The sequence below is a fragment of the Nitratidesulfovibrio sp. D1 genome, assembly GCF_051133415.1.
In the GTDB taxonomy this organism is placed as follows: Bacteria; Desulfobacterota; Desulfovibrionia; order Desulfovibrionales; family Desulfovibrionaceae; genus Cupidesulfovibrio.
In genome coordinates this window covers 464,877-479,433 of sequence record NZ_JBPGNZ010000003.1, presented here as the reverse complement: position 1 = coordinate 479,433, position 14,557 = coordinate 464,877, and the positions used below count along the sequence as shown (strand labels likewise).

The window sequence follows — 14,557 nt, the reverse complement described above, 5'->3', positions numbered from 1 at the left end:
TCCGCCGCCGGGACCGGTGAGAACATTTCACGAGGAGGTCCAGCACCCCATGTATGCCCTGTCCGTTCTGCTCGCCTTCATGCCCGTCATCGCCATCTTCGTGCTGCTGCTCGTGTACCGGGTGGCGGCCGACACCGCCGGGTACATCGGCTGGGCGGTGGCCGCCGCCATCGCCTGGCTGTTCTTCGACACCGCGCCCTCGGTCATCCTGCTGTCCAGCGTGGCGGGGCTGGTGGCCTCGCTGCCCATCGCCCTGGTCATGTCCGCCAGCATCCTGCAGATCACCGTCATGCAGGAAACCGGGGCCGTGGCCCGCGTGGTGGCGCTGATGAAAAGCGTGGCCCCCGGCCAGCAGGCGGTGCAGATCATGCTGATCAACGTGGGCTTCGGCATCCTGCTCACCTCGCTGGGCGCGGTGACGGTGTCCATCCTGCCGCCCATCATGCTGGCGCTGGGCTATTCCACCTTCGCGGCCATCATCCTGCCCGCGCTGGGCTACGACGCGCTGTGCACCTACGCCCTGCTGGGCATCCCCGCCGTGGTCTACGCCAACTTCGTGGGCCTGCCGGTAACCGAAGTGGGCGGCTACTTCGCCCGGTTCATGCCCGCCATTTCCACCTGCATCGCGCTGGGCATGCTGCACCTTACCGGCGGCATGAAAATGGTGCGCCAGGGCCTCATGCCCGCGCTCATCGCGGGCATCACCGCCGGGGTGGTGGCCATCTTCATGGCCAGGCTGGGCCTTGTGACCATCACCGGCATCGCCGCCGGGCTCGCGGTCATCGTGGCGCTGATGCTGTACATCCGCCTGACCGGCCGCCCCCTGCGCGACCGCACCCTGCTGAACGAGAACGACCTGGCGGCGGAACGCCAGCACTCGCTGGCCGCCGCCTGCTCGCCGTGGATCATCCTGACCGTGGTCTCGCTGGTGCTCAACGCGCCGTTCCTGCCGTTCTTCGACCTGACCTTCAAGCAGTGGTCCATGCCGCTGGAGATCATCCCCAAGTCTCCGGAACGGCTGCGCATCTTCTGGCAGGCCTACTTCTGGGTGCTGGTGTGCACGGCGGCCGCCCTGCCCTTCCTGAAGGCCACCCGCCAACAGGTGGCCACCTCGCTGGTCAAGGCGGGCAAGCGCGCCGGGCGTCCGTTCATGTCGGCCTCGGTCTTCTTCGCCATCGCCTACGTCATGAACCATTCCGGCAAGGCCGCGGACTGGAGCCTGGCCCAGCCGCTGCACAACATGGTCTACGTCATGGCCGACGCATCCGCCGCGCTGTTCGGCAAGATGTACCCCTTCGTGGCCCCGTACCTGGGCCTGCTGGGCGGGTTCATCAGCGGCTCGGAGTCGTCGTCCATCGCCATGCTGACCAAGCTGCACCTGTCCACGGCCGAGAAGATCGGCGCGTCGGGCCTGGTCATCGCGGCGGCCAGCGGCATCGGCGGCGGGCTGGCCAGCGTCATCTCGCCCGCCAAGCTGCAGAACGCGGCGGCCAGCATCGACCGCATCCGCGAGGCGTCGCAGGCCATCCGGCCCGCGTTCGTCATCTCGGTGCTCATCACCACCGTGTGCGCCGTCATGACCCTGTTCTGGGCATTTCCGAAGTAGCCACGCCTCCCGACCCCGAAACCGAAGGCCGGAAACGCCCCCGCTTCCGGCCTTTTCCATTTCCGTAGCTGGCGTCCCGCCGCCTGCGCTGGTAGCATGGGCGCACCGCCGCACTCCGTTTCCAACACCGCAGGGGATGCCCGATGAAGTTCCTGCCCTCGCAGATCGCCTTCTTCATGCAGAGCCGCTCGGCCCAGCGCAACATGCGGTTCCTGTTCCGGTTCGTGCTGCTGCTGGTGGTGGTCATCACCCTGTACAGCGTGCTGTTCCACGTCATCATGAACCACGAGGGACGCGAGTACTCGTGGGCCACGGGCTTCTATTGGACGCTCACGGTCATGTCCACGCTGGGTTTCGGCGACATCACCTTTCTCAGCGACACGGGCAAGCTGTTCACCCTCGTGGTGCTGCTGTCGGGCATCATCTTCCTGCTGGTGATGCTGCCGTTCACGTTCATCCAGTTCTTCTACGCGCCGTGGCTGGAGGCGCAGACCCGCCTGCGCGCCCCGCGCGAACTGCCCGCCGAGACCGGCGGCCACGTGATCATCGTGGGCGGCGACGCCACCGCCCAGGCCCTGGGCCATGACCTTGCCCAGTATTCGCACCCCTACGTGCTGCTGTGCACAGAGGCCCAGACCGCCCTGGACCTGCAGGACCAGGGCCATACCGTGGCCGTGGGCGACTACGACGACCCGGAAACCTACCGGCGGCTGCGCGTGGGGCAGGCGGCCATGGTGGTGGCCCTGGACGGCGACGTGCGCAACACCAACGTGGCCTTCACCGCGCGCGAGGCCAGCCCCGACATCCCCGTGGTCTGCGGGGCCGACCAGGACGAGGCCGTGGACATCCTGTCCCTGGCGGGCAGCACCCACGTGTTCAAGTTTTCCAGCATGCTGGGACAGGGCCTTGCCCGGCGCACCCTGGCCGGGCACATGCGCACCGGCGTGGTGGGCCGCTTCGACGACCTGACCGTGGCCGAGGCCCCGGTGATGCGCACCGGACTGGTGGGCCACTCCCTGCGCGACAGCGACCTGCGCAAGGTCACCGGGGTCAACGTGGTGGGGGTGTGGGAACGCGGCCGCTTCCAGTTGCCGCGCCCCGACGCGCCGCTGGAGGCCAGCACCGTGCTGGTGCTGGCGGGCACACGGGAACAGATGGACGCCTTCGACAGGTACATCGGGGGACGGCAGGACGACGGAGCCGCCTCCGGCGCGGCGGCCGGGCAGGCCGGACAGGCCGGACAGGGCGGACAAAGAGAACAGGGCGAACAGGGCGAAACGGGCAGGCCGGACGCCACCGCGCAATCCACCGCGCCGGTGCTCATCCTGGGCGGGGGGCGCGTGGGGCTGGCGGCGGCGCGGCAGTTCGCCCGCTCCGGCATCGAGTATCGCGTCGTGGAAAAGAATCCCCGTCTGGTGCACGACCAGGAGCACACCGTCACCGGCAGCGCCGCCGACCTCGACGTGCTGGAGCGCGCGGGCATCCGCGAGGCCCCGGCCGTGCTGGTCACCACCCACGACGACGACCTGAACATCTACCTGACCATCTACTGCCGCAGGCTGCGGCCGGACATCCAGATCATCAGCCGCGCCACGCTGGACCGCAACATCGGCATCCTGCACAAGGCCGGGGCGGACCTGGTCATGTCGTACGCCTCGCTGGTGTCCAACACGGTGATCAACCTGCTGAGCCCCGGCAAGGTGCTGATGCTCAGCGAAGGGCTGAACATCTTCCGCGCCCCGGTGGGCGTGGGCCTTGCCGGGCGCACCCTGCAGGACAGCGGCATCCGCGACGGGACGGGATGCAGCGTGGTGGCCCTGCGCGGGCCGGACGGCCTTTCCGTCAACCCGGAGCCCACCCTGTTGCTGCGCGCCTGCGACGAACTGATCCTGATCGGCGACTCGGAGGCCGAGCGGCGTTTTCTGGAGCGCTATCCCGACGATGGAGAATGCGAGGAGGCGTAGCCGCGCGCGCGACAAGGAAGGCAGGCAGGAAAGAAAGAAAGAAAGAAGGAAGGAAGGGCGGAACGGGACACTGCCCGTTCCGCCCTCATGCGTCATGCGGCCGTCATGCGGCGTTGCCGCTTCGCGGGGCTGCGCCGCGCTACTTCGCCACGGCCACGCCGGTCAGCGGCTTGCCCTTGTATTCGCCGGTCAACGTGCGCAGGAAGGACACGATGAGCGCGCGGTCGCCCTCGGGAACGGGCATGCCGGACAGGTAGGTGCCCATGATGCGCACGGCGTCGTCCAGGGTGGCCACGGTGCCGTCATGCAGGTAGGGCGCGGTCAGTTCCACGTTGCGCAGGGTGGGCACCTTGAAGCGGTGCTGGTCTTCGGGCTTCTTGGTGAAGCCCTTGAGCCCCACGTCGGAGTTCAGCGGATTGCCCCGGTCCTTGAAGTAGTCGGCCTTGAGGTCCATGTATTCGAACGACTGGCCGCCCACGGCCTGGCCCACGTGGCAGCTGGAGCAGCGGTACGCCTTGAAGCGCTGATAGCCGTCCAGTTCCGCCTGGGTCAGGGCCTTGTCGTCGCCCTTCAACCACTTGTCGAAGCGGCTGTTGGGGGTGATCAGCGTCTTTTCGTATTCGGCGATGGCGTCGGTGATGCCCGCGGCGGTCCAGCCGCCGGGGTACAGCGCGGCGTAGGCCGCCGTCAGGTCCGGATCGGCCGCCAGCTTGGCGATGATCTCGTTCCAGTCCTTGGAGCCCATCTCGATGGGGTTCAGCGGCGGGCCGCCCGCCTGTTCCTGCAGGTTGGCCGCGCGGCCGTCCCAGAACTGGCGGGTGTTGAACACGGCGTTGAAGGTGGTGGGGGCGTTGATGTCGCCGAACTGCTTGCGGATGCCCTCGGCGAAGCGGCGGTTGTCGGTGCCCGCCTTGTCCTCGGCGTGGCAGCCGGAACAGGCCAGGGTGTTGTCCGCCGACAGGCGCTTGTCGTTGAACAGCCGCTCGCCCAGCGCCACCTTGCGGGCGTCGGTGGGCAGCGATTCGGGCAGGGGCTGCAACGGTTCGTTGGCGCGGCTGGAGGCGGCGCCGGTGGCGTAATGGGCCGCGCGCGTGGACGCCGTCCATTCCATGATGGCCTTGCGGTCTTCGGCGTTCAGGCGGCTGCCCCAGTGCACTGCCGTGAACTTGGCCGGGGGCATGGTTTCGTTCAGCACCACCCATTCCATCTTGGCGATGGTGGCCTCGCCCACCGGCGCGTCTTTGACGGCGTCAACCAGTTCCACGTTCAGGTCCATGGCGCGCAGACCGTCGCGGAAGTCCTTCTCGATCATCTGCCTGATGCCGGGCACCTTGGCGTAGAAGGGCAGGTCATAGTCGCGGCTGTGACAGGCCATGCACTTGTCGCGCACCACTTCCGACACCTGCTTGAACTTGGCCATCTGCGGCACGCCCTTCACCGGCTGCTTGACCTCCGGTCCCTTTTCGGCGGCTGCCGCGCGGGCCTCCGTCACACCGGGCAGGCCCGGTACGCCGGACAGGCCGGGCAGGCCAAGCCCGATGACCGCCGCCACGGCCCAGCCCGCCATCATCCATGCTGCTCCCTTTCGCATCATCGCCTCCTTGCGCGGGCGGCTCCGCACCCGCGGTCTGTGCGAAACCTCACGAGCGTCGCCATCTTCCAGGCCTGTGCCGCAGGTTCGCCGGGTTCGATAACACCCTGGATCGTTTGACGACCCCAATCGTTGTAGCAACTATATCGGAAAATATGGATTTAGCAATGGTAATTATTACTATTAAATGATTTGCCTAAACACGACTAACATACTTACATGATAAAGTAATTTCAAAATCAACGCCAGACGCTTGTTCATATTTTCCCGCATCGGATTCCGCCGGGCGCAAACGAAGACGCCGCAGCGTTTCCACTGCGGCGTCTTCGAAAAATGGTGCCGAGGAAGGGATACGAAGGGCAGACGTTCCCGACTCTCGAAATACCTGAAATTCTGCGTTATTCCTTTCGAGGTGTTGCCTCGTTTTGGATACACAGAAGGTAGCCCAAAATCTAGCGAATGCCTAGCCCGAAGCCAGTGTGAAGCCTTGCGGAGAGCACCACAATACCGCAATACCTTTACATAAAACATGTTTTTATGTAGACACAAACACGCTAGCCCTAACCCCTACCAGTGAGCGCCGCATGTTCCAACTACTTACAGCACTAGCAGTTATAGCGTCCTGTATCATGTCATTTTACACCAATCCGACCTACACTTCCCTCCTCCCAATCTTTGTTGTCGATGTCTTTTTCGTTGCTACATTCATAGGAACACGCATTAAATTCAGCAACATGCACATTGAAGGACTATCCCAACCAGCTACCCAGTTTTTTAGTAAATACTCCCACTTCTACAGTCACCCACACTTGTGTAGTGCAATCTCTTTAAGCATTGCCAATATCCAGGTTGGAGGACTTGTCGTAGCAATCATCCATTCATACTATGGGAATTGGTATAGCTGGATACCTACCGTAGCGAATTTTGTTGCAATGCAGTATCTTGGCATGGCGTACTGTCCCAAGTTTGCCGTCGAAAGCAAGCCTAGTGCGATGAGACTTCATGAAGAAATTCTTGGGCGATTATTGGAACAGCGTGACGCAGACATGGCAGCATAGCCACCTTACAATGACCGGTGAAATTTATGCGCCGTGTCTGTGAGGCCACATACACATTCTCGCCTGTGCTCGTTCCCCCCGTGTGGGTTGCCCGCATCACCACAGAAAAGGAACCCTAGGCCCACCGCATCCCCTCATAGAAGCTGGCCGGTTCCGCCTACCTACCCACACCGCTACCCCGTCAATCGTCCAGGCAAATTCTCCCTTGACCTACCTTGCCCACATCTGTACACATTCTTCCTAACCTTCGTAAGGGAATTTGCAACAGGAGGGTAGCAGCATGGCCGAAGGGCGTTTCATCTCCTACTTGCGGGTCAGCACCAAGCGGCAGGGCCAAAGCGGCCTTGGCCTGGAGGCACAGCGGAAGGCCGTTGAAGACTTCCTGAACGGTGGCCGATGGGAACACCTTGCCGAATACGTTGAGGTCGAGAGCGGCAAGAAGACCGACAGGCCAGAACTTGAGAAAGCCCTGAACCACTGCAAGGTAACAGGGGCTACCTTGGTCATTGCCAAACTGGACCGCCTCTCTCGTGACGCTCATTTCCTCATTGGCCTACAGAAGGCGGGGGCGAAGTTCAGGGCAGTGGACATGCCCGAAGCGGATGAAACGGTAGTGGGCATCATGGCCCTCTTTGCCGAGAGGGAAAGGAAGCTAATCTCTGCCCGCACGAAGGACGCCCTTGCAGCAACCAAGGCGCGAGGGGTCAAGCTAGGGTGCCCTGTTGGGGCTACTCACCTTCGCCAGTATGGGAACGCGGCAGGGGTAGCCAAGGTGAAGGAACAGGCACAGGACCGGGCGCATGAACTTGCACCCATCATTGAGGGCATCAAGGAAAAGGGCACCACCTCTGTCCGGGGCATCGCTGATGAACTGAACCGCATGGGCGTCATCACGGCGAGGGGCGGAAAGTGGCACCCTACGTCTGTAGCGAGACTGCTCACAAGACTCGGAATTTCCAAGGAATGATAGCAGGGGGCACTATTGAGAAAATACCTTGGGCAGCGCAGTTCAGCCACCACAGCCGACACTACCTCCCGTGCAAGCCTCCCCTACGTGCAAGCCATGTGGGGGAGGCTAGCTTATCACGCTGGCGATACTTCATTTGCCGCAACCGCGACCAGCAAGCAGCGCACCTCTGCGACAGCAAGCAACGACCATAACGCCTTACCGCCACCGCCACCATCCAGCTATCTCAATTGCATGATTAACCCGACACTCTACGCGCAATCAATTTCTGCAATGACGTTCTTTCTAAAATCATACTTCGTACCGCCTGATTTCACATCTACAAATGTTGATACCGAGATTTCAATGCTTAGCAATTTCCCCTTTTGCCTAAACCTGCCCTTGCACAATGTCCCGCTAGGGATTCTCAGGACGTAAAGAACACCATCACCATGCAAGAGAAACCATCTTTCGGATTCCTCGTTAGGGGTTGGGTCAATCCACCAAACAGGCTTGGCCGCATTGATATTCGCGAAATTGCTATTTTGCATCGTAATTGAGCAATACTTTTGGCTGGCTATCGAAACCGCTTCACTCTTGTTCACAGTGACCTCCCGGCGTTCCGGTAAATAGTGACGCGAAGATGCCTACTGATAGCACGAGGCAAAGACAGGTCAATGGTTTTTTCTTTAATGTTATCAGAGCACTATTGACAATATCAAACACGATTTATAACATTGGACACTCCGACTCCCTGCCCCATCAGCATGCTGCCCATCACCACCCAACTACGCCACCCCTAGATGAAGATGGAGAGAGCTGCCTGCCGAAACCGATGTAGGAATGAATCCAAGCAAACTGGATAAAGATGAAAAGGGGGCGATGAATCATCACGCCCTTAGCGGAAACCAACAGGTATCCATCATCAACGAATCCGGCTTGTGCCCCCTCATCCTCCGCACCCTTAAGCCCGAAGCGAAAGCGTTCAAGAAGTGGGTCATAGGGACAGCGCTGCCCGCTATCAGGAAGAACGGCGGGTACATCATGGGTGAGGACGAGGTAGCCAATTGGGATGGGAATTGAGTGGCGGTTTATGCTCACGCTTGTGGCCATCTGTTCTTTGTTAACATGTTAACTGGCCTGCGATTCTTGGACAGCCCTGCCACGGGTCAGGCCGGGGCGCTTTCGGGCCGGAGAAGCCATTCTCGCGCGTCGTGTGATTGGACCAGGCGGAAAGGGGGTTCATACTGTGAACGGCCCTTGACGGGCGACAGTGAGGGCCGAAGGACGCGCCCCGTGGTAGCCCTCCTGTGGCGGAGGACGTGTCAGAGGGTAGCCGGGGGAATCCTTCGGGTGGACTCTGTTTGGGAGGGGGCTATCATCGCCCCCTTTCCCTTTAACGAGACGAAGGGGCACCTCCACCGTGATGGCTGCGCCATCCCGTTGAGAGGCGCGGGCAGGCCCTTCGGGGGAGCTGAAGGGCCTTTGACGAAGTTCAATAATTTCTTTGAGATACCTCAAGGGTTGTTCAAAATGAACAACCGAGGGGAAGCCGGTGGCCTGTTCAGAAGTCCGGATGCTCTAGGGCCGGGAAGGTGCGGGCCATGTGGTCGGCTAGTTCATTCCGAAGTGTGTCAAGCTCTTGGACAGCTTCCGCCGCTGCGTCCACGGTCTTGAGTTCCGTGAACTTGGCACGGATGTGACTAAGGTAGCTCTTGAGCACGGCCAAGCTCTTACCATCCGGGTTCGGTGGTGGGGGAGTGTAGTTACTATCATCGTCTATATCTGTGTCAGACGGCTTGGGATAGGGCCTACCGTGCCTGATTGCTGCCGCTCTGGATATTTCCTCTGCAATCTTCGGGTAGTCGCTCTTCATCCATGACGTAATAGTGGTGTGCGGCCTAGAGAATTTCTCGCCAATCTCCCTGTATGTCAGGAACTTCTTCTTGCCAAACCCCGAAACTACGTGCCCTTGGTTGTCTATGAATGCACGAAAAGCACGGCGTGCTTCTACCGTACGTGATGACTTTCCGTGGTCATGGTTCACGATTGCGGCTTCTATGATGGCCTCTCTGAACGATGCACACGACACAACCTCTGCTTCGATGTCGTCAAACCCCCATAGCTCATGTGCTCTAATGCGGTGCCACCCATCGACAAGGTAGTACACCCCGTTTATGTCGGCCACCCTGATTGCAGGAAGTATCTTTCCGGCCTTCAGTGCCCCGGCGTATTGTTCGACTCGTGTTTTGATGACTTTATCTCGAAACTGTAGTCGTTCATCCCTGATGATGTTCGCAATGGGGAGTAGTACAGTTTGTTCTTCTTGACCTTGCATGTGAACTAGCCCTTCTGCGCCCAAGGATTCGCCTTCAAGGGATGAAGCGGGATGAGGTCATGGAATGTGTAGCGAGAAATCACCTCATCATATAACGTAGCGACAGACAACTGGTCCTCATATCGCGCTGTCATGTCACTACGCTGATGCCCCGCTACTATCTGCACATATTCTCTATTCGCATTAAACTTACCTGTAAAACGCGCTGAAATGAACGTATTACGTAGGGTATGAAACACAACCTCACTCTTCTCATCCACCATCCCCCCCACACCACATAAGCGCCTATAATCTGTCCACCATGAACCTACAGCGTGCCCCGGCTGTTCTCCAGGCACCACACGAAGGTTGGGGAATATAAAGCCTGACGGGTCACTTAGTGCCTCCACGTAGTGAAGCAATCCAAGTTCAACCAAGAAAGGATGAACCGGGACATAACGGGCCGTGCTACCTCTCTTGAGCCGCTTCCCGTCTTTAGCGTTCACATCGAATATCAACACATCGCGCGACGCTCCCTCTTCCACACCCTCGCAATGCTCTATCCTAATATCAACAGGCCTCAACTGACATATTTCCCCAAGGCGCATACCTGTGAACAACCCAATCAGGGGACACCAGAACCGCTCCGGCTTATCCCCGCCACGGGTTTCACTCCAAACATTCAGGAAATTGTCAGCAGAAAAAAGGGTCCGCAATTCCGCAAGGGTAAACCCTCGCCTGTCGCCTTCCATATGATGCGGTCCTTTCGGGAGTGGCTTGACTTTGGGAAGCTCATCGACAAGGCCACTACTATCAAACCCATACTCCTTCCCCGCCCATCTCAAAAAAGTACGAATCGCGTCATATACCCACGCCTTACGTTTAACAGAAAGCACCTTCCCCTTATTTCCATCGGCAATTTGCTTATACGTCGCCCCCTTGCCATGCTTATCAGATGCACGAGGGGGGAGTTTATCAACTACTTTCGCATAGCTTCTTATCAGCTCACGAGTGATGGAGGCCACCCGCACGTCAGCAGCGGCGCTCTCACGGCATATTGCGGTAAACATACTTAGGGCAGTAGTGTTATCATCAACCGTGCTCTTGACCGTCCAATCAATCCCTTCCTTTGCCTTGATGAAAGCCGCAATAGCATCAGGCAGCGGCGGAGTGTTCTTGACCATAGCGGGGACGGTTGAGGAGAGAACCACCCCATTTGACGGGGCTACCTCCTGCACCGTAGCCACCGCATCCACCCCCACTAGTTCCTCATACAACGCCCTCTGCCCCCGATTCAGTCTACCCGTGAAGACGGTAGCCTGCGCCGCTACGTTTATAACGTGGTCTACTGCGGCTAAGGCATGGCACAGCTTCAAGAACTGCGTACCCGCTTCGTCAACCTCCGACATACCGCACTCACCAAGCAAGCCAAGGGCCATCCCCTTGTAGCGGTCAAGCCCAAAGCCCGGCTCGTTGACTGCCATTGAGAACAGAGAGTCACTTGCCAAGAGTTCATGCGCGTCCAACTGTGCAAGCAAGCGCCCTTCCGAACGCACCCCTTTAAGGCGCTGTTCCCGTGTAGCCTTCAATCCATCGTCCAAGGCACGGTCAGCAAGCTCACGTATCTTGGCGTCAGTAAGGAACTCGTCCGGGTTGGTTGGGTCAGACATGCGCCCTCCTCTGGCGGTGATGGCTAGATAGGTGTCGGCAAGCTCGAAGACTTGAAACAAAGACGACGCGAGAGCAAGCGCGATGGGCTTGGCTATCCGGATATAGGGCGTGTCGAGAGAGCGCCGGTACTCCTTGCGGCCTAGACAGGCTTGGAGACGGACGGGCACCCTCATGCGAAAGTACAGTAGGGTCCGATGCTGGACTATGTATGGGGTAGCAGAAACAGGCATGGCCAGCCTCCATCTGTGCCCTACGGTTGTGTATCCGCAGAATCCGACGAGAGCTGGCCAACCAAAAATCGCAGCAAGTTCAGCGACTTAATATGCCAATGGTGCCGAGGAAGGGACTCGAACCCTTACAGGATTTCTCCCACTACCCCCTCAAGATAGCGTGTCTACCAATTCCACCACCTCGGCGCGGGAACGACCGTATAGCCTTGGACAACCCGGCTTGGCAAGCGTTTTCTGCCGTCTTTCCGCGCCCCGGCGACAACCGCGCGCGGCCCGTCCATGCCCCTCGGCGGCTTGCGGTGGTTGCGGGTTTGCATGTACTGTCGTGCCCTGCCTTCACCGCCGCCGCACCGGTTCCCTTCCGGTGGCCGCTCCCCGTGCCGGGACACCGCGCTCCGCGCTTTCCTGCGGCCCGCCGCGGCCAGCCGGACGCTCGGCAGCCACACCGAACCCCTACGCGAACCACACTGACGCATGAACATACCGAATTTCCGCCCCGCCCCGCAGGCCCCGGCCGCTTCCCCGGCCCCCGCCCCCCTGCCCGGCACCCAACCCGGCCCCGGCAGCATCCTGTGTCTGGACATCGGCAGCGGCACCCAGGACGTGCTGTTGACCATGCCCGGCCTGAACCCGGAAAACTGGCCGCGCTTCGTGCTGCCTACGCCCGCGCGCCGGGTGGCCCGGCGCATCGCCGAACTCACCGCCGAAGGCCGCCACATCTGGCTGCACGGCGAGAACATGGGCGGCGGCTTCTTCGGCGCGGTGAAGGCCCACGTGGCCGCCGGGCTGCGCATGGCCGCCCACCCCGACGCCGCCCTGGCCCTGCACGACAACCCGGAGCGGGTGCGCGCCCTGGGCGTGGACATCGCCGACGCCTGCCCGGCCGGATTCGCCCCCGTGCGCCTGGCCGACTACGAGCCCGGCTTCTGGCGCGCCCTGCTGGACACCTGCGGCCTGCCGCAGCCGCACCTGGTGGTGGCCGCCGCGCAGGACCACGGGCACCATCCGCAGGGGTCCAACACCGTGGGACGCTTCGAGCTGTGGCGCGGCTTCCTGAATCATTCCGGCGACGGCCAGCCCGGCGCCAGCCCCGCCAGCCTGATCTACGACGCGCCGCCTGCCCAGTTCACCCGGCTGTCCACCTTGCAGCGGGCCATCGGCGGCGGCCCCGTGGCCGACACCGGCGCGGCCGCCGTGCTGGGCGCGCTGGCCCTGCCCGAGGTGCAGGCCCGTAGCGCCCGCGAGGGGGTGCTGGTGGTCAACGCGGGCAACAGCCACACCATCGCCTTCCTGGTCTTCCGCCAGCGGGTGTGGGGCGTGTACGAGCACCACACCGGCATGCTGACCACCGAAACCCTGCTGCGCGACCTGAACGAATTCCGCCTGTGCTGGCTGCCCGACGAGCAGGTGCGGGCCGCCGGGGGCCACGGCAGCGCCTTTGCCCCGGACATCCCGCCGGAGACCGAGGGCTTCCGCCCCGCCTTCGTGCTGGGGCCGCGCCGCGAAATGCTGCGCGGGCACGGCCAGTTCATCGCACCGCACGGCGACATGATGCTGGCGGGCTGCCACGGGCTGCTGCACGGGCTGGCCCTGCGCCACGGCGCATAGCCCGCCGCCACGGGCCCGCCCGGCCCGTTACGGATACGCGCGGGCGCACGCATCCGTGTTCGCAACACCCGGCAATCACGCGCATTTTCCGGCCAACACGGCCCGCCACGCGGGCAACCATAAAAGAGGGGTGCCATGGAGTTCTTCGACATCGCCGAAACCTGGAGCCGCGAGGCCATCACCGCCGCCCAGATCGTCCGCCTGCGCAACACCGTGGAGCAGGCCATGAAGTCGCCCTTCTACGGCAAACGGCTGAAGGAGGCGGGCGTCACCCCGGGCTCCATCCGCTCGCTGGACGACGTGCGGCGCATCCCGCTCACCAGCAAGGACGACCTGCGCTCGCAGTACCCCGACGGGCTGCTCTGCGTGCCCAAGTCCGAACTGGTGCGCATGCACGCCTCCAGCGGCACCACCGGCACCCCCACCGTGGTCTACCACACCCAGTCCGACCTCAATTCCTGGGCCGACCTCATGGCCCGCTGCATGTACATGGTGGGCATCCGCCGCGAGGACGTGTTCCAGAACATGGCCGGGTACGGCCTGTTCACCGGCGGCCTCGGCATCCACTACGGCGCCGAACGCCTGGGCTGCCTGACCATCCCCGCCGGGGCGGGCAACACCCGCCGCCAGGTCAAGCTGGTGCGCGACTTCAGGACCACCGTGGCCCATATCATCCCCTCGTACGCGCTGTACCTGGGCGCGGCCCTGCGCGACGAGGGCGACGACCCCGCCGGACTGCCCCTGCGCATCGCGCTCATCGGCGCGGAGCCGCATACCGAGGAAGCCCGCCGCCGCATCGAGGACATGCTGGGCCTGAAAGCCTACAACTCCTACGGCCTGTCCGAAATGAACGGCCCCGGCGTGGCCTTCGAGTGCGTGCACCAGAACGGCCTGCACGTCTGGGAAGACGCTTACATCGCCGAAATCATCGACCCCGCCACCGGCGAAGCCGTGCCCGACGGCGAGGTGGGCGAACTGGTCATGACCACCCTGTGCCGCCAGGGCATGCCCGTCCTGCGCTACCGCACCCGCGACCTGACCCGGTTCCTGCCCGGCGAATGCGCCTGCGGCCGCGTGCACCGCCGCCTGGACCGCATCCTGGGCCGCGCCGACGACATGCTCATCGTCAAGGGCGTAAACATCTACCCCATGCAGGTGGAGCAGGTGCTCATGGGCTTCCCCGAAGTGGGCCAGAACTACCTCATCGTGCTGGAACGCGACGATTTCCGCGACGTGCTGCGCGTGAAGGTGGAAATCCGCGACGAATACTTCGAGGAAGACATGCGCAAACTGCACGGCCTGCGCGAACGCATCACCCGCCGCATCCACGACGAAATCCTGGTCACCCCCAAGGTGGACCTGGTCCAGCACAACAGCCTGCCCAAAAGCGAAGGCAAGGCCCAGCGCGTGCAGGACCTGCGCGAACGCCCCGCGTTGTAAGGCGGAACTCCTGCTGAAATCCATGGGGGGGGGGGGGGGGGGGGGGGGGGGGGGGGGGGGGGGGGGGGGGGGGGGGGGGGGGGGGGGGGGGGGGGGGGGGGGGGGGGGGGGGGGGGGGGGGGGCGG

At 62.3% G+C, this 14,557-nt stretch carries 10 protein-coding genes, 1 tRNA gene and 1 pseudogene; 6 read left to right on the top strand and 6 right to left on the bottom strand.

Annotated features, from left to right (window positions below; translation table 11 throughout):
* Positions 1-49: 49 nt before the first annotated feature.
* Both ACR4XJ_RS07670 and ACR4XJ_RS07665 read left to right on the top strand, forming a co-directional pair.
* Entirely contained in the window at positions 50-1,606 is a 1,557-nt protein-coding gene (locus ACR4XJ_RS07670) for an L-lactate permease (protein WP_434754669.1), read from the top strand.
* Positions 1,607-1,749: 143 nt separating this feature from the next.
* Entirely contained in the window at positions 1,750-3,570 is a 1,821-nt protein-coding gene (locus ACR4XJ_RS07665; protein WP_434754668.1) for a potassium channel family protein, read from the top strand.
* Positions 3,571-3,709: 139 nt separating this feature from the next.
* Here ACR4XJ_RS07665 and ACR4XJ_RS07660 read toward each other — a convergent pair whose 3' ends face one another.
* Positions 3,710-5,161 carry a cytochrome c peroxidase gene (locus ACR4XJ_RS07660; RefSeq protein WP_434754667.1) on the bottom strand — a complete coding sequence of 484 codons (1,452 nt, stop codon included), beginning with the start codon at positions 5,159-5,161 and terminating at the stop codon, positions 3,710-3,712.
* 1,338 nt (positions 5,162-6,499) lie between these two features.
* Between ACR4XJ_RS07660 and ACR4XJ_RS07655 the strand changes: the two genes are divergently transcribed.
* Positions 6,500-7,186 (top strand): recombinase family protein, encoded by a 687-nt coding sequence (locus ACR4XJ_RS07655; protein WP_434754666.1) that lies wholly within the window; start codon positions 6,500-6,502, stop codon positions 7,184-7,186.
* 251 nt (positions 7,187-7,437) lie between these two features.
* On the opposite strand, the gene ACR4XJ_RS07650 is transcribed toward ACR4XJ_RS07655, so the two are convergent.
* Entirely contained in the window at positions 7,438-7,770 is a 333-nt protein-coding gene (locus ACR4XJ_RS07650) for a hypothetical protein (RefSeq protein WP_434754665.1), read from the bottom strand.
* A 238-nt stretch (positions 7,771-8,008) separates the two neighbouring features.
* Between ACR4XJ_RS07650 and ACR4XJ_RS07645 the strand changes: the two genes are divergently transcribed.
* A complete protein-coding gene (locus ACR4XJ_RS07645) occupies positions 8,009-8,248 on the top strand; it encodes a BRO-N domain-containing protein (protein ID WP_434754664.1) in 240 nt (79 codons plus the stop codon).
* Positions 8,249-8,729: 481 nt separating this feature from the next.
* On the opposite strand, the gene ACR4XJ_RS07640 is transcribed toward ACR4XJ_RS07645, so the two are convergent.
* The 4 genes and pseudogenes from ACR4XJ_RS07640 to ACR4XJ_RS07625 form a co-directional block, all read right to left on the bottom strand.
* Positions 8,730-9,503 carry a ParB N-terminal domain-containing protein gene (locus ACR4XJ_RS07640; protein ID WP_434754663.1) on the bottom strand — a complete coding sequence of 258 codons (774 nt, stop codon included), beginning with the start codon at positions 9,501-9,503 and terminating at the stop codon, positions 8,730-8,732.
* Between the two features lie 5 nt (positions 9,504-9,508).
* Complete coding sequence (locus ACR4XJ_RS07635; protein WP_434754765.1) at positions 9,509-11,152, bottom strand: site-specific integrase; 1,644 nt, start codon at positions 11,150-11,152, stop codon at positions 9,509-9,511.
* Positions 11,153-11,200: 48 nt separating this feature from the next.
* Positions 11,201-11,383: pseudogene (locus ACR4XJ_RS07630) on the bottom strand (DUF6538 domain-containing protein); the annotation flags it as partial.
* Positions 11,384-11,482: 99 nt separating this feature from the next.
* A tRNA-Leu gene (locus ACR4XJ_RS07625) sits at positions 11,483-11,569 on the bottom strand.
* Positions 11,570-11,857: 288 nt separating this feature from the next.
* Between ACR4XJ_RS07625 and ACR4XJ_RS07620 the strand changes: the two genes are divergently transcribed.
* Together ACR4XJ_RS07620 and ACR4XJ_RS07615 are read left to right on the top strand one after the other, a co-directional pair.
* Positions 11,858-12,991, top strand: coding sequence for a DUF1786 domain-containing protein (locus ACR4XJ_RS07620; protein ID WP_434754662.1), 1,134 nt, complete (start codon positions 11,858-11,860; stop codon positions 12,989-12,991).
* Positions 12,992-13,126: 135 nt separating this feature from the next.
* A complete protein-coding gene (locus ACR4XJ_RS07615) occupies positions 13,127-14,431 on the top strand; it encodes a phenylacetate--CoA ligase (RefSeq protein ID WP_434754661.1) in 1,305 nt (434 codons plus the stop codon).
* The last annotated feature ends 126 nt before the right edge of the window (positions 14,432-14,557 follow it).